We start from the raw sequence: 19,724 nt of genomic DNA on the forward strand, positions 1-19,724 counted from the left end.
CCCGGGCCGGTCACTCGCCCGGGGCGACGACGGCGCACGGGCCCGCGAGCCGGACCCCGCAGGCGGCGTCGAGCGGGGGCAGCGCCCCCTCCACGCGGGCCTGGGCCCGGGTGCCGTCGGCCAGCTGGACCGTGGCCACCGAGTCGTGGCCGCGGTAGTCCACGTCCACCACGGTGGCGGGCGTCCAGACGCGCGCGGCCTCGACCCCGTCCACGTCAACGGTCGGGTCGAGGGTGCCGCGCACGTGCTCGGGGCGGACCACCACGAGGTCCCCGGGCACAGCCGTGGCCGCACGCGCCCCGTGCAGGGGCACCGGGCCGAGGGCGGTGCGCCCGATCCGCCGGCCGCCGTCGCGCTCCGGCCCGGTCACGTCCAGCAGCGGCAGCAGGGAGGCCTCCCCGACGAACGCGGCGACCCAGGCGTCGGCCGGGTGCGCGTACACCTCGTCCGGCGTGCCCAGCTGGCGCAGGCGCCCGGCCCGCATCACGGCCGCGCGGTCGGCCATGGACAGGGCCTCGGACTGGTCGTGGGTGACGAGCACGGCCGTGGCGCCGTCCTCCTTCAGCGCCTGGCGCACGTCCCGGCGCAGGCCGCTGCGCAGGGAGGCGTCGAGGGCGCCGAAGGGCTCGTCCAGCAGGATCAGCGGCGGGCGCGGGGCCATCGCCCGGGCCAGGGCCACGCGCTGCTGCTGGCCGCCGGAGAGCTCGTGCGGCATGCGCTCGCCGTGGCCGGCGAGGTCCACGAGCTCGAGGCACTCCTGGATGCGGGCCATCCGCCCGGGCCGGCGGCGGCGCAGCCCGAAGCCCACGTTCTCCGCCACGCTCAGGTGCGGGAACAGGGCGCCGTCCTGGGGCACCACGGCCACGTGCCGGCGGTGGGCGGGCACGTGCACGCGGGGCAGGGCCACCACGGAGCCGGCAAGGCTGATGCGGCCGGACTCGATGCGCTCGAAGCCGGCCAGGCAGCGCAGCAGCGTGGTCTTCCCGCAGCCGGAGGGGCCGAGCACGGCGAGCAGCTCGCCCGGCTCCAGGTCGAACTGCACGCCCTCCAGGACGGGCCCCTCCCCGTAGGAGGCGCCGAGGTCGGCCACGGACACGGCGTGGCCGACGCCGGGCCGGGGACCGGCCGGGCGGGACGCGCGGGTCGAGGCGGCGGGGGAGGGCATGGCGGTCATTCTGACACCTCGTTCGGGGTCGACGGGGCGCTCGAGCGGCCGCGCACGGCCGCGACGATCCCCGTGCGGTGGACCACCACCCACGTGGGCACCGCGGCGAGCAGCACGAGGGTGAGCGCGTAGGGGGCGGCCTCGGCGTACCGGCCCACGCTGGTGGCGTTCCACAGGCGGGTGGCGAGCGTGTCCATGCCGGTGGGCCGCAGCAGCAGCGTGGCGGGCAGCTCCTTCATGGCGGTGAGGGCCACCAGCGCGACGCCGGCGCCCACCCCCGGCAGCGCCAGCGGCAGGGTCACGCGGCGCAGCACCTCGGCGCCCGAGGAGCCCAGGGACCGGGCCGCCTCCTCGAGGGCAGGGGAGGACTGGGCGACGGCCCCGGCCACCGACGTGACCGCCAGCGGCAGGAACAGGGTGGCGTAGGCGAAGGCCACCATCCACGTGGTCTGGTAGAGCGCCGGGACCAGGGAGACCCCGAGGAACACGAGGGAGAGCCCCACGACGACGCCGGGCAGCCCGTGCGCGAGGAACGCGGCGCGCTCGGCGATCCGGGAGACGCGCCCCGGGTGGCGGGCGGCGAGGATGCCGATCGGCAGGGCGAGGGCGAGGGTGAGCGCCGCGCCCGCGCCCGCCAGGACCACGGAGCCGGAGACGGCGTCGAGCCAGCGGTCCCGGACGGCGGACAGGGACGTGCCCTCGCCCATCCAGCGGACCAGGCTCACCGCGGGCACGCCCAGCGCGGCGCCCGTGACCACGGCGAGGAGCCCGGTGCCGACCCAGCGGGACCGGCCCAGCCGGTGCACGCTGACCCGGCGGACCGTGCGACCGGAGCGGACGCCGTCGTCGGCCCGGCGGGTGCGGGACTCGCCCCAGAGCACCAGCACCGTCAGCAGCACGAGCACGGTGGCCAGGGTGAGGGCGAGCTGCCGGTTGAAGCCCACCTCGAGCGCCGTGAAGATCGCCCGGGTGAAGGTGTCCAGGCGCAGGATGGCCACGGCGCCGAAGTCGGAGAGCACGTAGAGGGCCACCAGCAGGGCGCCGCCGGCGATCGCCGGGCGCACTTGGGCGAGCGTGACGGTGAACAGCGTGGCGGCGGGGCCGCGGCCGAGCGAGCGGGCCACGTCCTCCTGGCCGGGGTCGATGCGGGAGAGCGCGGCCGCCACCGGCAGGTATACGTACGGGTACGTGTAGAGGGTCATCACCGTCACCGCGGCCCAGAACCCCTCGAAGCGCCCCGCCTCCACGCCGGGCAGCAGGTCCGAGACGGACACCCACGTGAACGCCGCCACGTAGGAGGGCACGGCCAGCGGCAGCGCCAGCAGGACGGCCAGCAGGCCGCGGCCGGGCGTGTCGGTGCGGGTGACGAGCCAGGCGGCGCCCACGCCGATCACCAGGCACAGCGCGGTCACCACGGCGGTGAGCGCGAGCGAGGTGGCGGCCAGGGCGCCCACGCGCGGGCTCACGACGGCGTCCAGCCAGGGGCCGAACCCGCCCTGGGCGGTGCGCAGGAACAGGTAGCCGATGGGGACGAGCGCGACCGCCGCGGCCACGAGGGCCGCGGCGGTCAGCGCCGCGGGAGCGCGCCGTCCGCGCGTGCGGCGGACGGCCGGCTCCGGTGCTCGGGGGGTCAGAGCAGGCCCGCCTCCTGGATCATCTGGATGGTGGTCTGGAGGTCGTCCAGGTCGTTGAGGTCCACGTCGGGGGCCTTGACCTCGGAGAGCTCCGGGAAGCCGGCCGGCTGCTCCACGCCCTCCACGAGCGGGTACTCGCCGGTCTCCTCGGCGAAGTACGACTGACCGTCCTCGGAGAGAAGGTACTCCACGAGGGCGGCGGCGTCGCCGTCCTCCTGCTCGCCCACCAGGCCCATGCCGGACACGTTCACCAGCGAGCCGAGGTCGCCGTCGGGGAAGAAGTGCAGGGACGCGCCCAGCTCCTCCGGGGCGACGCCCTTCTCCCGGGCCAGCTCGAACAGGTAGTAGTGGTTGACTAGGCCGGTGTCCAGGGTGCCGGCGTCCACGTCGGCGAGGATCTCGCCGTTCTTCTCGCGGCGCTGCGGGTCGTTGGCGGCGAAGTCCTCGAGCCAGGTCCGGGCCTCGTCCTCGCCCTTCTGCAGGCGAAGGGCGGTGACGAACGTCTGGAAGGACGCGTTGGTGGGGGCGACGCCGACGCGGCCCTTCCACTTCGGATCGGTCAGCTCGTCGACCGACGTCGGGAGGTCGGCCTCGGGGACCTTCTCCTCGTTGTAGGCCAGCACGCGGACGCGGCCGGTCAGGCCGACCCAGTCGCCCTCGTCGTCCCGGTAGGTCTCGGGCACGCGGTCCAGGGTCTCCTGGGCGAGGGGCGTGAACAGGCCCTCCTTGGCGACGGCGCCGAGCGCGCCCGCATCCTGGGAGAGGAACACGTCGGCGGGGGAGCCCTCGCCCTCCTCGACCAGCTGCGCGGCCATGGCGGGGGTCTTGTCGTAGCGGACCTCCACCTCGATGCCGGTCTCGTCGGTGAACTCGTCCAGGATCGGCTGGACGAGGTCCTCGCTGCGGCCCGAGTACAGGGTGACCTTCTTGTCCGACTCGGCGGCGGAGGCGGAGCCGGACGCCGCGCCGGACGCGGAGTCCGAGCCGGAGCCGCCGGTGCCGCCGGCGCAGGCGGTCAGGGCGAGCAGCAGCGTGGCGGACACGGCCGAGAGGCGGACACCACGCGAGAGGGCGCGGGACTGGGGCATGGCAATCTCGATTCGGGAGGAGTGGCGGGGGCGGCGCCGCGGGCCAGGGGTTCCTGGCGGGCCGGCAAGGGGAGCCTATTAAGTCATGCGTGTGTTGTCTATTGCGTCACCATGTGACGTGCCTCGCAGTCGACAAGGCCCCCGACGGCCCGGGCCAGACGCCGGCGACGAGCGCGGGCAGCACCGCCCCGGCCGAGCCGCGCAGCGCGTGCGTCACCGCGCCGCTCAGCTCGGTCTCCACGGGGTTCACCTCGACGACGGCGACCCCGGCTCCCAGCGCCACGAACGGCAGGGACGCGGCCGGCTGGATCAGGCCCGAGGTGCCGACGACGAGGGCCAGGTCGCAGCGCTCCAGCGCCTCGTAGGCGCGCTCCCACGGCTCCTGCGGCAGCATCTCGCCGAACCACACCACGCCCGGCCGGATCCGTCCCGTCCCGCACGCCGGGCACGCCGGCGGCGCCTCACGCAGCATCGCCTCCAGGTCCGCCTCCGAGCCGGCCGCGTCCACGTCCGAGGGCGCGCCCGGGTCCACGTCCGCCGGGGCCCCGCACTCGGCGCAGCGGTGTTCGAACAGCGAGCCGTGCAGGTGCGCGAGCACGCGGGCGCCGGCCCGCTCGTGCAGGTCGTCCACGTTCTGGGTGACCACCTCCAGGTCGGGTGTGCGGCGCTGCCAGGCGGCGACGGCGTCGTGCCCCGGATTCGGTCGGCGGGCCCGCACCATCCGGGCACGCCACCGGTACCAGGACCACACGAGCGCGGGATCGGCGAGGAACGCCTCCTCCGTGGCGAGCTGTTCCGCGGAGAAGCGCTCCCACAGGCCGGTCTGGGCGTCACGGAACGTGGGGATGCCGGACTCGGCGCTCATCCCCGCCCCGGAGAGCACCACGGGACGCTCGGCGGCGGCCACGAGCGCGCGGACGGCGTCCAGCGCGCCAGGGTCGAGGTCGGGAGCGGAGGCGGCGAGGACGGGGTGCGGATCGGCGAGGACGGGGGCGGAGGCGGCGAGGACGGGGTGCGGATCGGCCATGTCCCCAGCCTAGGCAGGCGGCACGGGTGGGCGCCCCCCTCGTCCGGGGGCGGTTTGCGGCGTTATTCCGTCGGAATACCGCCGAATATCGCCCCCGGACCACGGTGTGGGGTCAGGCGATGTCGGGCGCCGTCGTCGGCAGGCCCGTGCCGGCGGCGCGGGCGAGGGCCCGGCGCAGGCCGCGGGCCTTGAGGAGGACCTCGTCGTGCTCGGCGGCCGGGTCAGAGTCCGCGACGATCGCCCCGCCGGCCCCCACGGACCAGCGGCCCCCGGCGAGCACGGCCGTGCGGATCACGACGGACAACGACGTCGTCCCGTCCGCGCCCAGCATCCCCAGCGCTCCGGAGTACACGCCGCGCGGAGAGGCCTCCCACGCGGCCAGCAGTTCGACGCTGCGGCGCTTCGGCGCGCCCGTCATCGACCCGCCGGGGAAGAGGGAGCGCACCACGTCCACCGGGTCGACGCCGGCCCGTGCCGTGCCCGTGACGGTGGAGACGAGCTGGTGGACGGTCGCGTAGCTCTCCACCGCCATGAGGGAGGGCACCTGCACGGAGCCGGGCTCGCACACCCGGGAGAGGTCGTTGCGCAGCAGGTCCACGATCATGAGATTCTCGGCGCGTGTCTTGGGGTCGGCGGCGAGCGCGCGGGCCGCCTCGGCGTCCTCGGCCGGGTCGGCCAGTCGGGCGGCCGTGCCCTTGATCGGTTTGGTGCTGTACCGCCCGTCCCGGCCGGAGAGGAAGCGCTCGGGGGAGGCGGAGACCACGGCCCACCGGCGGGCGCCCGTGCCGTGCTCCAGCAGCGCCGCATACGGGGCCGGCTGGTGCGCGGCGAGCTCGTGGAAGAGGACCAGCGGGTCCACGCGCAGCCCGGCGTCGGCGTCGAAGCGGGTGGTCAGGCACAGCTCGTAGGAGTCGCCGGCGTGCAGCGCGGCGCGGCAGCGGGCGATCTGCTCGGCGTATGCTGCCCGGTTCTCGCGCCACGTGCCCGGCGCCTCCTCGTCGGCCCGGGATTCCGGGCCGGCGTTCTCCGGGGGCGGCACGACGGCGTCGCCCGCCGCCGTCTCGAGAGCGCGGCGGGCCGCGGCGAGGGCACGGCGCACGTCCACTGCCCAGCGGTCGACCCCGGCCTCCGCGGCGGTCGGATCGAGGGAGACGACGCAGCAGTGCAGCACCCCGGCCGCATGGTCCGCCACGACGTAGCGGGACGGGCGCACCCAGAACTGCGCGGGCAGGGCTGCGGGGTCCCCGGGTCGACGTGAGGGCGGGGACACCCCCAGATCCGCCAGGCCGAGCTCGTAGCCGAGCCAGCCGACCAGGCCGCCGCGCAGGGGCAGGCCCTCGCCGCCGACCACCGGTCGGGGCGCGGCCGCGGCCGCGAGGTCGGCCCACGCGCGGTCCGGATCGGCGGGGTCGTCGTGCCGGACCAGCCGCGTGCCGGGGGAGGGCACGCGACCCTGCTCCTCGCCGAGCACATCCAGCCCGTCGCCCGCCACGGACCAGCGCGCCTCGGCCGGGTCCGGCAGGGCGGAGTCCAACCAGAACGACGCGGCCCCGCGCATGACGGCGTGCGCATAGACCGCGGCCACGGCGCTCGCCGCCGTGTGCCCGGCCGCCGCGAGCGCCGCGGCGTCGAGCGTGCGCACGGCCACATGCAACGGGGTGGCGGCGGCCTCGGGCGGTGCGGGGGCGGTGGGCATGGCCCCCAGCGTAGGGGTCAGCCCCCGCCCGGATCGCTCCGTACGCTGGCGGCATGCCGTCCGCACCGCCCCGCCGCGCCCTGGTCGCCGCGCTCGAACGCCACCAGGTGGCGCTGTACCTCGCGGGGATCGCCGCGGGCGCCGTCGTCGGGTGGGCCGTGCCCGGGGCCGACGCGTGGGCGGTGCTCGTCGAGCCGGTCCTCGCGCTGCTCCTGCTGGCGACGTTCCTGGCGGTGCCGTTCGCCGCGCTGGGCGCGGGCCTGCGGGACGGCAGGTTCCTCACGGCACTGCTGGTCCTGAACTTCGTGGTGGTGCCGGCGGTGGTGTTCGGGCTGAGCCGGTTCGTGGCCCACGACGACGCGCTGCTCGTGGGCGTGCTCCTCGTGCTGCTGGCCCCGTGCGTGGACTATGTCATCGCGTTCACCGCGCTCGCGGGCGGGGCGGCCGAGAGGCTGCTGGCGGCGGCTCCGCTGCTCATGCTCGTCCAGCTGGTCGTGCTGCCCGTGCTGCTGCGCGTCGTCGCCGGCGAGGCGGCCGTGGCCGCGGTCGACGTCGGGCCCTTCGTCCGTGCCCTGGTCATGCTGATCCTGGTGCCGCTCGCGCTCGCGGCGCTGCTCCAGTGGGGTGCGGTGCGCGGCCGCGGTGGGGTGCGGGACACGGCGGCCGGGGTAGTGCGCGGGTTCACGGCGGCGATGGTCCCGCTCATGGTCGTCACGCTGTTCACGGTGGTCGCCTCGCAGATCCGCGGGGTGGGGGAGCGGCTGCCCGCGCTGGCCGCCGTCGTGCCCCTGTTCGCGGCGTTCGCCGCCGTGATGGTGGCCCTCGGCGTGGTGGCCGCGCGGTGGGCGCGTCTCGACGTGCCCGCAGGACGGGCGCTCGTGTTCTCGGGCGTGACGCGGAACTCCCTGGTCGTGCTGCCGCTGGCGCTGTCCCTGCCGGCGAGCCTGGACCCGGCCCCACTCGTGGTGGTGACGCAGACGCTCGTGGAGCTCGGGGCGATGGTGAGCCTCGTCCGGCTGGTGCCCCGGCTGCTGCCGCTGCACGGGCAGTCCGCGGGGGCGGGCGCGCGGCGAACCGTGACCTGACCGCCCACAATGTTGCCTTTCCGTGACCGGAATCACGGTACCGGGTGGCTATCGTGGGCGACATGAGCCTCTCGTTCGTGTCCTCGGCGCGCCGCCGGCGTGGCGGCCTGGCTTCGGCAGCACTGTTCCACCCGCTCGTGGAGGCGGCCACCGGCGCCCTGCCCGTGATCGACCCGGTGACCGGCCGCCCGGCGGAGCCGGCCGACGCCCGCCCGGGGTCCGGGCACTCGACTCCTGCACAGGGCCCGCAGGAGTCCCGCGCGTCCACGGAGGCCGGTTCCGCTCGGGGCTGACCGCTCCGCCCCGTCCCTAGAATGGTCCCCATGGCTGGACTGATCGTGCGCAAGGACATCGACCTCGTCCGCGAGCGCACGGACCTCAAGGCCGTGGTGGAGGAGTTCGTCACCCTGCGCTCGGCGGGTGTGGGCTCGTTCAAGGGGCTGTGCCCGTTCCACGACGAGCGGACGCCGTCGTTCCACGTGCGCCCCGGCGTGGGCACCTATCACTGCTTCGGCTGCGGCGCGCACGGGGACGTCATCAGCTTCCTGATGGAACTCGAGCACACCACGTTCATGGAGACCGTGGAGCGTCTGGCGTCCCGGGTGGGGGTGGAGCTGCACTACGAGGACGGCGGCACCGGCCCGGACAAGGCGGAGACGGGGCGCCGTCGTCGCCTGTTCGAGGCGAACAAGGTGGCGGACGAGTTCTTCCGTCGGGCCCTCGGCTCGCCCGAGGCCCAGGCCGCCCGCGACTTCCTCACCCAGCGCGGGTTCACACAGGAGCACGCGGCGCAGTTCGGCCTCGGGTACGCCCCGCAGGGGTGGTCGCACCTGCTGGACCACCTCCGGCAGCGCGGCTTCCGGGACGAGGAGCTGCGCGCCTCCGGGCTGGTGTCCGAGGGGCAGCGCGGCCTGTACGACCGGTTCCGCGGCCGCCTGCTCTGGCCCATCCGGGACATGACCGGCGCGACCATCGGCTTCGGCGCCCGCAAGCTCTACGACGACGATCCCGGCCCCAAGTACCTGAACACCCCCGAGACGCCGCTCTACAAGAAGTCGCAGGTGCTCTACGGCATCGACCTGGCCAAGCGGACGATCGCCAAGGAGCGCCAGCTGGTGCTCGTCGAGGGCTACACGGACGTGATGGCGGCCCACCTGGCCGGCGTCGGGACGGCCGTGGCCACGTGCGGCACCGCGTTCGGCGCGGACCACATCAAGGTGGCCCGCCGCCTGATCTCCGATGACGGCACGGGCGGCGAGGTGATCTTCACCTTCGACGGCGACGAGGCCGGGCAGAAGGCCGCGCTCAAGGCGTTCGACGAGGACCACCGGTTCCTCGCCAAGACGTTCGTGGCCGTGGAGCCCAGCGGCATGGACCCGTGCGACCTGCGCATGCAGAAGGGTGACGAGGCGGTGCGCGCGCTCATCGCCTCGCGGCGCCCGCTCTTCGAGTTCGCGATCCGGGCCGGGCTCAAGCACTACGACCTGAACACCGTGGAGGGCCGCGCCGGCGCCCTGCGCCACGCCGCGCCGATCGTGGCGGGGATCAAGGACGCCGTCCTGCGCCCGGGCTACGAGCGGGAGCTGGCCGGCTGGCTCGGTCTGGACCCGAACGCCGTGCACCGGGCCGTGGCCGCGGCCGGGCGCGCACCGCGGCGGGGGCCCGAGCCCGAGGCGCGGCCGACCCTGGCGAGCGACGGGCAGGCGGTCGGGCCCACGGGCCGCCACGGGGAGGCTGCCGCCCCGGCGCCGCGGATCGTGGTGCCGGTGGACCCGCGTGACCCCGTCGCCCGCCGGGAGCGGGAGTCCCTCGAGGTGGTGCTGCAGCACCCCACCCTGCTCTCCGCGGAGCAGTGGACCGCGCTGTACGCCGCCCGCTTCACGGTCCCGCAGTACGCCGCCGTCCACCAGGGTGTGAAGGTGGCCGGGTCGGCGGGGGCGACGCCGCAGCGCTGGGTGGACGCCGTGCGGGATGCCGTGCCCCAGGAGGTGGCCGGCGTCGTGTCCGAGCTGGCGGTCCGCGACCTGCCCGCCCGCACTCCCGAGGATGTGGACCGGTACTGCCGGGACATCATGAACCGCCTGTTCGCCCTGCAGATCGTGCACCGCAAGGAGGAGCTGCTCGGGCGCCTGCAGCGGCTCGGCCCCGAGGGCGACCCCGCCGAGTTCACCCGCCTCAACAGCGAGCTCATGGAACTGGAGGCGCGCCGCCGGGCCCTCCGAGCCGACGACTGACCCCCGCCCGCTTTCGTTCGGGAAACGGCGGCCCCAGGCGCATTTTCGTTCGGGAAACGGCGGTCCGTCGGCCGTGCGGCGTCAGTGCTCGTCGACCGTGAGCACCTCGCCGGACCTGGCGTCGATCTTGACCTCGGGGCCGTCGGAGCCGTCCTCGCGGTCGAACTCGACCGCCCACTGGAGAGTGCCGTTGTCGTCGTCCAGGTCCATCTCGTCCAGGGTCACCCCGTCACGGCCCTCCCGGGCGGTGTCGAGGGCCTGCTGGGCGGTGACCTCGGCCTCCTTCGCCTTCTGGACGTCCTCGGGATCCGAGTCGCGGTCGGTCTCGGTGATGTCGCCGTCGGCGGTGACGTCCAGCTCCTTCACCTCCTCGCCCACCACGACGTCGACCTCCCAGGTCGTGTCATCGTCGTCGGCATCCACCGCGACGATGATGCCGTCGCCGTGCCTCTCCAGCACCGCGTCGATCACCGCGTAGGCGGGCTCGTCGGCCTGGCCGGTGGCCGAGCCGCCGCCAGCCGCGGGGGCCGTCGATGAAGCCGGGGCGGAGGAGGCTGACGACGACGCCGAGCCCGACCCGTCGTCCGTGGTGGGGGTGTTCGCCACGGACGAGGAGGCGTCGACCCCCGGCGAGGCGGAGCCGTCGTCGCCGTTGTCGGAGGTGGTGCCGCAGGCCGCGAGGGCGAGCGAGACCAGCACGCCCGTGCCGGTCAGCGCGGTCTTGCGCGTGAGGGTCGTGATGGTCATGGTCACGTCTCTCCTTCGGGTCCGTTCCTGATGGTTCTGGGAATGTCCTCGCACCGTAGGCCCGCCGGAGCCGTGCCTGGCAAGGGCCCGGTCCCCGGGCGTGGGCAGGACGACGACGGCGCCCCGCGGCCGGGTGGCGCGCAGGCGGGTGGCTCTGGTAAAGTTCCATCCGTTGTCCGAGCGGCTCCGGCGGTTCGCGGCACATTCCCCCGTAGCTCAACGGCAGAGCATTCGACTGTTAATCGAAGGGTTGTTGGTTCGAATCCAACCGGGGGAGCGATCCTGAAGCCCCTGCACCGACCATGTCGGTGTGGGGGCTTCTTCGTGCCTGGAGGATGACCGGGCCGAGCAGTTCCGCCAGCGTGATGTCGAAGACCTCCGCGATGGTGGCCAGCTCCTCCAACGTAAAGGCCACCCGAGCGCGAAGCCGGTGTGAGATGCCGCTCTGTGAGACGCCGAGCGCCGCTGCTAGGTCTGCCTGGCGTTTGCCGGAGCGGGCGAGCCAAGCACGCACCTCTGCGGCGACCATCGAATTGAAATCCGAGCCGCTCTCCTCGTTCGAGTTCGTCATGGGCAAGACCCTATGGCTCAGGCGAACGACGCACAAGGTCAGAGAAAAAAAGTTGCGATGACCGCAAGGCGAGGGCTGGGCAGATATGCGTACAGCGCATACAGTGTGGGCCATGAGCAATCACACCCGTTGCGTCAGGTCGAACCTGGCAGCCGAAATCAGTAGACGAGACCTAACCCAGGCCCGCGCAGCGGCACTGGCCGGTCTCACCCCGGACGGTCTTTCCAAGCGGATGTCCGGGCAGGTCGAATTCCGCCTAGGCGAGCTGCTGGAGCTCGCCCGTGTCCTGGGCGTGCCGTTCGCGACGTTGGTAGCCGGCATCGATGCTGCAGATGAACAGCTGGCCGAGGCATGAACGGCTATTCACTTCAGCTGGCCTACACCCCAGAGGCAGCGCGAGAAGTCACAGACCAGATCAAGACCGGCCTGGAGTCCGTGTACCACCTGATCCGGTCCGCGTATCGGGGGCGGGCTTGGGAAGTTCTGGGGTACCGGAGCTGGGACGAGTACGTGACTCGGGAGTTCGGCAACTTGCATCTTCGGCCACCGCTGGAAAAGCGACAGGACATCGTGCTGTCCCTCCGTGAGGTGGGGATGAGTACTCGGGCGATCGCGTCCGCGACACAGATCAGTGAGGCCACGGTGCGGCGGGAGCTTAAGCACGCAGGTGCGTCAAAAGACGCACCTGGACGTGCACCGGCCTCCGTCGTCGGGGTCGACGGGAAGACCTACGAGGCCACGAGGCCCACTCGCATTGGAAACCTCGAGCCCTCCATGGGGGTCCGAGGTGGTCAAAGTGACGTTGACGCGGTCTTGGACATGCCGGCCGAGGACTTCGGGATCGAGCCGCTGGACTTGGTCCGGCACGACGAGGAACAGAAGGGCCGCGCGCGTCGTGTGCTGACTGCGTTCAACGGATCGGGTGCGGCCGCGGTGCCAGCGCTGATCAAGGCGGCTACCCCGGTGGCTTCGCTGGTGTCGCCCGCGACGGGCAAGGCGCTGGTCGAGGACGAGGACCTTCACGGGGTCGTGTGGGACTCGGTGCGGTGCGTGCGGACTCTGGCGCACGTGATCCGTTCTGTGGGGCATGTCGACGGCGAGTCTCAGGCAGAGATCCGGTCAACGCTTCGGGACGCGGTGGACGACCTGGATGAGGTGCTGAAGAAGATCGAGGAGGGCACGCGATGAGCGCGCAGCAGATGTGGGAGGCCCGAACGTCTGGGCCGAAATGGCCGGAAGCCCCGAGCAGCGGCCAGGCTGTCAGGGCTTCCGAAAACGCTCAATCGGAGACGGTGCACATTCCAAAGAACACGCTGGTCGAGTACTCGAAGGATAGCACCGGTACGCGGCCCACGGGCAGTGGGATTCGGTCGCTTCCGCGCCGGGTCAACCCGAACGATGGCCGGTTCATCCGGGCCGTGGTGGCCGGGACCGCTGTGGCCGGGCTGGTGGCGTTCTCCATTTCGTTCGCGGCGCTGTACGAGGTCGCGGCGTGGCTGGGGCTGCCGCCGTTCATGCATTGGGCAGTGCCGGTCTTCATCGATCTGGCGATCCTGGTCTACGCAGGCTCCGTACTGGTGCACGAGTCCCGAGGGGAGTCCGCGCGGGCGTCGTGGTGGGCGCTGGGGGCGTTCACGGGCCTGTCGATGATCGCCAACGGGGCGCATGCGTGGAGTGCTGAGAACGCGAGCGTGTGGCAGTCCGTGGTGGGTGCGCTCATCGCAGTGATGGTTCCGGTGGCGGTGTTCGTGGCCACGAATCAGCTGGCGCGGGTCGCAGTGGAGAACCCGGACTCGCGGCGGGCCGAGCGCGCATCGCAGGTCTCGGAGGAGGCAGAGCAGCTGAAGGCTCAGGCGGAGCTGGATCGTCGGCGCGCGGAGCTGGAGGCCGAACTCGCGGCGAGCCGCCGGCAGATCGAGGCCCAGCGGCGCGAGGCCGAGCGGGAGGCCGAAGTGGCCGAGGCTCGGCACCGGCAGGAGCTGGAGCGGATGGAGCGTCAGGCCGAACTCGAGACCGAACGCGAGGCCCGTGAGGTTCAGCAGGCCGTGGTCGAGGAATCGCAGGTCGCCCAGGGGGTCGAGGTCGCCCAGGGGGTCGAGGTCGTCGAGACCGTGGCGTCGTCAGAGCCGGTCGCCGCAGAGACGAAGACGGTGGAGAAGGCATCGGGTGCGGACATCACCTCATGGATCGTGGCCCGTGCGCAGGAGGGCCAGGTGCCCTCGGCAGCAGAGGTCGCAGAGAAGTTCGGATGCTCAGAGCGCACCGGGCGTCGCCGCTTGGCTGATGCCCGTGAGACGCACGCTGAGGCATTCGGGGCCGGGGAGGAGCAGGCATGACCATCGACGCGATGAAGTGGGCGTGGAAGGCTGCGGAGACGGGCCACCTCAACACCGGCCAGGCGTTCGTGCTTTTGATACTGGGTGACCACGCGGACGAGGCGTGGTCTTGCTACCCGAGCCAGGAGACGTTGGCCCGGCGGTCGGCCCAGACGGTGCGTTCGGTGGAGCGGCACATCGCCCGCCTGCGAGACCTGGGCCTGGTGGAGACCGAGTCCCGGTACGGGGACGGGCGCGGGCGGATCGGCTTGAGGTACTACCTCCGCGAAGAGGCCCTGAACGACCTTGTCCAAGACCCCAAGACCCGCATGAACACGCGACCCGACAATCTGGCGGGTAAATCTGAGACCCGCATGAACACGCGAACCGACAATCTGGCGGGTAAATCTGAGACCTGCATGAACACGCGACCCGACAATCTGGCGGGTAAATCTGAGACCCGCATGAACACGCGACCCGACAATCTGGCGGGTGATTCGACTCACCCGACAATTTCGGCGGACTCACCCGACAATCGCGACTTTGCCGACTATAAGGATCGCGCGCGGACTAACCCCCAAGAACCCTCATCTGTCCGTCCGTCAGTCCGTCAGTCCGGTGCAGTGCGCGCGGAGACGACGACGGACGACGGACGACGGACCGATCAGGCCATCGACGGTGGGGAAGGCGTGGGGCTGGTCCATCGGGGTGTGGTCCTGGCGGACCTGGTTCAGCGGGTGCCGGCGGCTGCGGACCTCGGGGACGGGCAGCTGCGGTCCATCGTGGACGTGGTCTTGGCGCGGGCCTCGGGGCCGGTGCGCAAGCCCACGGCGTTCGTGGCGCGGTCCTTGGCCTCGGAGTTCGAGGAGTTGGTCGCGGTGACCCGGCCCCGGCCGGTCGCCGTGGCTCAGGCTCCGGCTGCGTCGGGGCAGGTGCGTGAGCTGCGGACCGGTGAGCCGTGCCAGGACCCGGACGTGCACGTCTCGGCGTACGGGCAGGCCGTGCTTGCGGATTGCCCGCACTGCCGGCTGGAGCGTCGGGCGATGCCACGGGCGTTGGTGGAGGCGGTGGAGTGATGGCCGGGCAGGCGGACCGGGTGGCTCCGGCGGGGATGGTGCTGGTGACCGGTGACGAGCTGGCGGAAGCGGTGGCCTCGGTGCGAGGCACGGTGGTGGCCGTGCTCGGACCCTCGGGCAACGGCGACGTCGTGGAGGACGTGCTCCAGAGCACGTGGGAGTCCGCGTGGCACTCCCGGGAGCGGTTCGATCCGGACCGGGGTTCCCTGCGGACCTGGGTCGGCACCATCGCCCGGAACCGGGCGGTGGATCATCTGCGGGCGGTCGGCCGGTCGCGGGCGGGCCAGGAGGCGCTGGAGGCTTCCGCGGTGGCGCGGGAGAAGACTGCGGTGTCGATGGTCATGGAGGACCCGGCCGAGGCTGTGGTTGAAGCGCTGGCTGCACACCGGGAAGTCGCGGAGGTGATGCGGGTGGTCGAGTCGGTGATGGAGTCCTCGGAGATGACGGCCCGTGCCCTGGCCGTGGTGCTGGCGTTCGGGGATGACGTCGTGGCGGCATCGGAGGCGATGGGCGTCTCGGTGACCGCACTGCGTCAGGCGCGGCGTGAGCTGGTGCGCTGTGCCCGGGTGGTCCGGGCGGCGCAGGAGGTGGCCCGTTCGGGGCAGGCGGTGACGATGCGCGTGCTGATCAGCTGCCTTCCCGACGACGGGGACGCGGGGGACTGGGCGCGGCAGGTCGCGTTGGCCTGCGCGCAGGCTGGGGGCCGGATGGAAGCGGTCACGGTCGAGGACGTCATGCAGGCCACCGGGTTCAGCCACTCCACGAGTCGGCAGTACCTGGCCGAGACGCGGCACCTGCTGCGGGTGGCGACAACGGTGATCCGAAACGAGAGGGCAGAGAAGTGAGCGAACAGACGGAGTTCGAGCAGAGCCAAGACGTGCCGGAGGGCCAGGAGCCGCGCGTGGTCTACGTAGAGCGGGACCGGGGGCTGTTCTCGTCCGTGCGGCGGCTGCGCCAGAGCACGGGTGAGGCCGGGCGGCGGTGGGTGGCGGAGTCCGTGGACGCGCCACTGCCGACGTCGTGGCAGGAGCGTGTACCGGCCGGGTGGGACTCGGCCCGGGGTCGGTGGGCGATTGCGGCCGTGGCGCTGGTGGTACTCGTGCTGTGGGTGCTGGCGGTGGTGCAGGCGATGGCGGGCTGACAGACCTTCGCGGTGGCGACCGCGAACCCAGGACGAGACACGGCAACGAAGCAAGACGGGTCAGACGAGCGACGAGGAGTCGGACATGTTGAACGGAATCAACCCGGACGGGCTGTCGGGGTGGTCACAGATCAGTGGATGGGTGGTCGGGACGGCGCTGGTCGTGCTGGTCCTGGCGGTGGGTGCTGGCGTGGTGCTGGCGATGTGGGGCAGGGCCTGGTTTTCGCCTGGCGGGATGCGGAAGGGGTGGACGATGGTCGGGTTGGCGGCGGTGGGGGCGACGGTGCTGGGCGCTGGCACGGCCGGCGCGAGCTGGGGGGCTGGGCTGGGCACGAGCGAGCTGATGCCCGCCGGGGCCAGGCCACAGTCGGTCGCGATCGAGAAGAACGCCCCGAAGCAGACCTGCAACCGGCAGGCGGTGCGGGACTTTGACAAGGAGGAGCCGTCGCCGGATCGGGCAGAGCGTGAGCGTGTGATCAGTGCGTTGCTCGGTGGACAGCCCGCGTTGGACGGGTACGAGTGGGGCAAGGAGCCTACGGGCACGGAATCCTCGTACACGGTCGTCACATCGGTGAAGTGGTATGCCACGGGCGAGGTGAACGGGTCGGGTGAGCCGGACTGCTCGGCGCAGAACGAGGCCACGGCCGAGTGCTCGCCGGTCGAGGTGCACGTGGCGCGTCAGTCGCTGACCAACGGTGCTCAGACCGGGCGGACCCTGACGCTGACGCGGGGTCAGAACTGCTCTTGATCTGATCTGAGGGTTGCCCCCACCTGCTGCGGATGCAGCGGGTGGGGGCTTTCTCGTGTGCGGGGCAGGTGACATGCGTGGCGGTGCGGCGCGTCGTACATCTGGCAGCGGGCAGGAGGTGCCCGCGCGGGCCGGAAGACATCCGGGCCGTCGTCACATCACATCCCTACGGGAGGACCTCTGATGAGCAATCTGATTCACGCGGCCACCACGGTGGCTGCCGGTGTCCCGGACATCGCACCGAGCTTCGATGGGCCCTGGATGCCCACCATCCAGAACATCACGGGCCTGGCGTTGGGCACCTTCCTGGTCATCCTGATCGTCGCCGTCGGCATCGGCGTGCTGGTCTGGATTTTCGGCAAGCTCTCCTCGAGCGGCCGCGCGCAGGACGTGGGTATCAGCTTCGTGGTCTGGGGCATCGTGGCTGCGGCCCTGATCGCCGGTGCTGCGAGCCTGATCGGTTGGGGCGCGGGCCTGCCGCTGTTCTGAGGTCCTGAGCGCACTCACGGAGGGAGAGAACGATGTGGGAGAAGGACTTCGAGGAATTCGTGCGAGGTTCGATCCTGGGGCTGGCGAAGGCCGCTGCCGGGCTGATCGAGCAGGCTTTCTCCGTGGGTGCGCTGACCCCGGAGTGGTGGGTCACGGTCGTCGGCGGTCAGGTCACTACAACGGTGGCCGGTGGCGAGAGCGCGGTGATCGACCACCCGGGGATGCTGAACGTCATCGTGCTGGCGATGATCCCGCTGCTGGTGATCTTCGTGGCCGTCCAGGTCGCGCTCTCGGCGGTGCGCGGGTCCACGGCTGGCATGCTGCGCGCGTTCCTGGCGGCGGTGTTCAGCATCCCGGCGACTTACGTGGTGGTCGGGCTGGTGTGGATGGCGATGGGAGCGACCCAGCAGCTGACCTTGTGGATCTTGCAGGTCGGTTCCGGTGGCACCGATGGCCAGGACGAGGCAGTGGCCGGCGTGCTGGGACTGTTCGGTCTGACCTACGACGCCGCCAACGACAAGATCTTGCTGGACGAGAACTTCGCGCAGTGGGAGATGGCCAGCGAGAACGCGGAAAACGGGATGATCCTGGTCGCGTGGATCATCGCGCTGGTGATCTTCTTCGCCTGCTTCGTGCTGATGGCGATGATGATCTTCCGTCTGGTGCTGATTCTGATTTTGGCCTCGTTCGCGGCCCCGGCGATCTTCTCGCTGGCCCTGGAGCCGGCCAAGGCCCTGGCGGGGCGGTGGCTGTCGATGATGCTGGGGCTGATCATGGCCGGGCCGATCGCAGCCGCCGTCGTGCGGCTGGGTATGGCGATGGCGGCATTGTCCACGGATTGGGTGCAGACCGTGGCTGGCATGGTGCTGGTGTTCGTGGCCGCGGCCATGCCGATCTTCATGCTTGCGGTCACCGCGTGGCTGGGCGGCGGTGCTGGCCAGGCTGAGCAGGCGGGCGTGATGGCCGCGAGCCGGGCCGGGCGTGGAGGAATGAATTCGATGCGGGGCGTTTCGGCGCGGGCTGGCCGGATGCGCCAGCGTGCCGGGGCGATGGTGATGCGAGGAGGCCGCTGATGGCAACGATGATTCAGGAGTCGATGGACTCGGAGTACGACGACGTCCGATTCCCCCAGGAACGGACTCAGGGACTGATCCTGGGGCTGACCCTGGAGCAGGTGATCGTGGTTCTGGCCGGCGTGCTGATCGGCATGGCGTTCATCCTGCGTGGCGGGCCGGCCATGTTCGTGGGTATCGGGCTGATGGCCGTGATCGGCGCGTTCGGTGCGACCCGGTTCCGTGGCCGGTCCCTGCCTGGCTGGGTGTGGGTGGCGGCGCAGTACCTGCGGCGGGGGGCAACGGATCAGCTCGAGTACCGCCAGGGGATGGCCCCGGCACACGTGCTGGAGCTGGTGGACGGCGAGCCGCAGGCACCCGTGAGTGAGGCAGGGCCGCAGGCCCAACGTGATGCGAAGGGGCGGATCAAGCCGGGTGAGCCGGCGCGGTTCCGGCTGCCGGGTGTGGCCGGAGAGCTGATGGTCTACGCGATGCCCAACGGGGCCGGGTTCGTCTGGGACCCGCGCGCCCGGGAAGCGGTGGTCTGCGCGAAGGTCATGACGACGCGGGGCTTTGATCTGGAGTCCTTCGACGCTCAGGAGGAACGGTCCCTGTCGTGGGGATCGTCGCTGGCGGCGCTGTCGCGTCTGCCGGGTGTGGTGCGGATTCAGGCGTCGGATCAGACGACGCTCATCTCCGGTGCGGCCGTGGAGGACTTCTACGAGTCCAAGCAGGAGGACGCGGGCCGGTCAGGGGCAAGCATCGACCCGTTCCTGGACCAGGCGTTCCGTGAGCTGATGAAGGAGGCCCAGTCGATGCCGGTGCACGAGCAGTGGCTGACGCTGGTGGTCTCCCCGTCGAAGATCACCTCGCAGGTCAAGGCGCTCGGCGGGGGCACCCCGGCGCTCATGGAGCACATGCTCAAGCTGATGACGACGGTGGAGAGCACGCTGCCGCGCTCGGGGACCCAGGTGACCGCCTGGCACTCCCCGCGCACGCTGGCCGGCCTCTCGCGGTCGGCGTTCGACCCGGACGCCTCGGTGATGGTCTCGACCATGAAGGCGGACGGGCAGCCGGCGGGCACCGCGCCCTCGAGTGCGGGACCGATGGCCGTGGAGGTTCATGCGGGCCACATGGTCACGGACGGGAACTACCACCGCACCTACAAGGTCTCCGAGCTGCCGCAGAACCTGGCCCGGCTGGGGTTCCTGGACGAGCTGGTGTTCGCCGGGGACTTCCGGCACACGGTCTCGGTGTTCCTGGCGCCGGTCGAGCGTGGGGCCGCGGTGCGGTCCGTGCAGCGGCGCAAGACGGACTGGCACACGAACTCGCGGCTGATGAGCAAGCTCGGTCGCATCGGTTCGTTGGAACATGACCAGTCCCTGGAGGACGTCGAGCGTGAGGAGGCCGAGCTGCGGCGTCGGCACACGGGCGTGGAGGTCGTCGTGCTGGTCACGGTGACCGGGTCCTCGCGGTCCGAGCTGGAGTCCGCGGCGGCGGAGGTCATGACCGCCGGGATCACGGCCGAGTGCGAGCTGCGCCCGGTGTGGATGGAGCAGGACGCGGCGTTCGTGGCCGGTGCCCTGCCGTTCGGAAGGATGAAGCTCTGATGCGTGAGGGCGTGTCAGATGGTCTGTGTAAGCCGTACCGAGAGGA

20 protein-coding genes and 1 tRNA gene are annotated in these 19,724 nt (G+C 72.0%); 14 read left to right on the forward strand and 7 right to left on the reverse strand.

The window, feature by feature from the left end; genetic code table 11:
• Positions 1-10: 10 nt before the first annotated feature.
• The 5 genes from MLUT_RS14675 to MLUT_RS14695 all read right to left on the reverse strand — a co-directional run bounded on the left by MLUT_RS14675 (position 11) and on the right by MLUT_RS14695 (position 6,610).
• Entirely contained in the window at positions 11-1,165 is a 1,155-nt protein-coding gene (locus tag MLUT_RS14675; protein WP_197458565.1) for an ABC transporter ATP-binding protein, read from the reverse strand.
• Positions 1,166-1,170: 5 nt separating this feature from the next.
• Complete coding sequence (locus MLUT_RS14680) at positions 1,171-2,718, reverse strand: ABC transporter permease (RefSeq protein ID WP_010079202.1); 1,548 nt, start codon at positions 2,716-2,718, stop codon at positions 1,171-1,173.
• Between the two features lie 77 nt (positions 2,719-2,795).
• Positions 2,796-3,887, reverse strand: a complete 1,092-nt coding sequence (locus tag MLUT_RS14685) for an iron ABC transporter substrate-binding protein (protein ID WP_010079201.1) — start codon at positions 3,885-3,887, stop codon at positions 2,796-2,798.
• A 106-nt stretch (positions 3,888-3,993) separates the two neighbouring features.
• Positions 3,994-4,914 (reverse strand): SIR2 family NAD-dependent protein deacylase, encoded by a 921-nt coding sequence (locus MLUT_RS14690; RefSeq protein ID WP_010079200.1) that lies wholly within the window; start codon positions 4,912-4,914, stop codon positions 3,994-3,996.
• 112 nt (positions 4,915-5,026) lie between these two features.
• Complete coding sequence (locus MLUT_RS14695; RefSeq protein WP_010079199.1) at positions 5,027-6,610, reverse strand: anthranilate synthase component I family protein; 1,584 nt, start codon at positions 6,608-6,610, stop codon at positions 5,027-5,029.
• Positions 6,611-6,663: 53 nt separating this feature from the next.
• Here MLUT_RS14695 and MLUT_RS14700 point away from each other — a divergent pair, with 53 nt between their 5' ends.
• The 3 genes from MLUT_RS14700 (at position 6,664) to dnaG (ending at position 9,929) form a co-directional block, all read left to right on the forward strand.
• Positions 6,664-7,695, forward strand: coding sequence for an arsenic resistance protein (locus MLUT_RS14700; RefSeq protein WP_010079198.1), 1,032 nt, complete (start codon positions 6,664-6,666; stop codon positions 7,693-7,695).
• A 62-nt stretch (positions 7,696-7,757) separates the two neighbouring features.
• Complete coding sequence (locus MLUT_RS14705) at positions 7,758-7,988, forward strand: hypothetical protein (RefSeq protein WP_012750780.1); 231 nt, start codon at positions 7,758-7,760, stop codon at positions 7,986-7,988.
• Between the two features lie 30 nt (positions 7,989-8,018).
• A complete protein-coding gene (dnaG, locus tag MLUT_RS14710; RefSeq protein ID WP_010079196.1) occupies positions 8,019-9,929 on the forward strand; it encodes a DNA primase in 1,911 nt (636 codons plus the stop codon).
• Positions 9,930-10,010: 81 nt separating this feature from the next.
• Here dnaG and MLUT_RS14715 read toward each other — a convergent pair whose 3' ends face one another.
• A complete protein-coding gene (locus MLUT_RS14715) occupies positions 10,011-10,676 on the reverse strand; it encodes a PepSY domain-containing protein (protein WP_012750781.1) in 666 nt (221 codons plus the stop codon).
• Positions 10,677-10,881: 205 nt separating this feature from the next.
• Between MLUT_RS14715 and MLUT_RS14720 the strand changes: the two genes are divergently transcribed.
• Positions 10,882-10,953 (forward strand) — tRNA-Asn (locus MLUT_RS14720).
• Here the strand turns inward: MLUT_RS14720 and MLUT_RS24260 are convergent.
• Positions 10,915-11,361 (reverse strand): helix-turn-helix domain-containing protein, encoded by a 447-nt coding sequence (locus tag MLUT_RS24260; RefSeq protein WP_080555870.1) that lies wholly within the window; start codon positions 11,359-11,361, stop codon positions 10,915-10,917. The two genes, MLUT_RS14720 and MLUT_RS24260, sit on opposite strands and share 39 nt — an antisense overlap.
• Here MLUT_RS24260 and MLUT_RS23585 point away from each other — a divergent pair.
• The 10 genes from MLUT_RS23585 (at position 11,360) to MLUT_RS14770 (ending at position 19,678) form a co-directional block, all read left to right on the forward strand.
• Positions 11,360-11,602, forward strand: a complete 243-nt coding sequence (locus MLUT_RS23585) for a helix-turn-helix domain-containing protein (protein WP_078025801.1) — start codon at positions 11,360-11,362, stop codon at positions 11,600-11,602. The two genes, MLUT_RS24260 and MLUT_RS23585, sit on opposite strands and share 2 nt — an antisense overlap.
• Entirely contained in the window at positions 11,599-12,435 is an 837-nt protein-coding gene (locus tag MLUT_RS14730) for an RNA polymerase sigma factor sigma-70 region 4 domain-containing protein (RefSeq protein WP_010079194.1), read from the forward strand. Before MLUT_RS23585 ends, MLUT_RS14730 begins: the two co-directional genes overlap by 4 nt.
• Positions 12,432-13,583: a DUF2637 domain-containing protein gene (locus tag MLUT_RS24190; protein WP_010079193.1), complete on the forward strand. Its 1,152-nt coding sequence runs from the start codon at positions 12,432-12,434 to the stop codon at positions 13,581-13,583. The genes MLUT_RS14730 and MLUT_RS24190 overlap by 4 nt, the downstream gene beginning before the upstream one ends.
• Positions 13,580-14,638 (forward strand): helix-turn-helix domain-containing protein, encoded by a 1,059-nt coding sequence (locus MLUT_RS14740; protein ID WP_012750782.1) that lies wholly within the window; start codon positions 13,580-13,582, stop codon positions 14,636-14,638. Before MLUT_RS24190 ends, MLUT_RS14740 begins: the two co-directional genes overlap by 4 nt.
• Positions 14,638-15,483, forward strand: coding sequence for an RNA polymerase sigma factor (locus MLUT_RS14745; protein WP_230955722.1), 846 nt, complete (start codon positions 14,638-14,640; stop codon positions 15,481-15,483). The genes MLUT_RS14740 and MLUT_RS14745 overlap by 1 nt, the downstream gene beginning before the upstream one ends.
• Positions 15,480-15,779 carry a hypothetical protein gene (locus MLUT_RS14750; RefSeq protein ID WP_010079191.1) on the forward strand — a complete coding sequence of 100 codons (300 nt, stop codon included), beginning with the start codon at positions 15,480-15,482 and terminating at the stop codon, positions 15,777-15,779. The genes MLUT_RS14745 and MLUT_RS14750 overlap by 4 nt, the downstream gene beginning before the upstream one ends.
• An 85-nt stretch (positions 15,780-15,864) precedes the next feature.
• Positions 15,865-16,527, forward strand: a complete 663-nt coding sequence (locus MLUT_RS14755) for a hypothetical protein (protein WP_010079190.1) — start codon at positions 15,865-15,867, stop codon at positions 16,525-16,527.
• Positions 16,528-16,710: 183 nt separating this feature from the next.
• On the forward strand, positions 16,711-17,016 hold the full coding sequence (locus MLUT_RS14760) for a hypothetical protein (protein ID WP_010079189.1): 306 nt from the start codon (positions 16,711-16,713) through the stop codon (positions 17,014-17,016).
• Positions 17,017-17,048: 32 nt separating this feature from the next.
• Positions 17,049-18,089: a hypothetical protein gene (locus tag MLUT_RS14765; RefSeq protein WP_010079188.1), complete on the forward strand. Its 1,041-nt coding sequence runs from the start codon at positions 17,049-17,051 to the stop codon at positions 18,087-18,089.
• Entirely contained in the window at positions 18,089-19,678 is a 1,590-nt protein-coding gene (locus MLUT_RS14770) for an SCO6880 family protein (protein ID WP_010079187.1), read from the forward strand. Before MLUT_RS14765 ends, MLUT_RS14770 begins: the two co-directional genes overlap by 1 nt.
• Positions 19,679-19,724 lie beyond the last annotated feature (46 nt).

It is taken from the genome of Micrococcus luteus NCTC 2665 (assembly GCF_000023205.1).
GTDB classification, from domain to species: Bacteria; Actinomycetota; Actinomycetes; order Actinomycetales; family Micrococcaceae; genus Micrococcus; species Micrococcus luteus.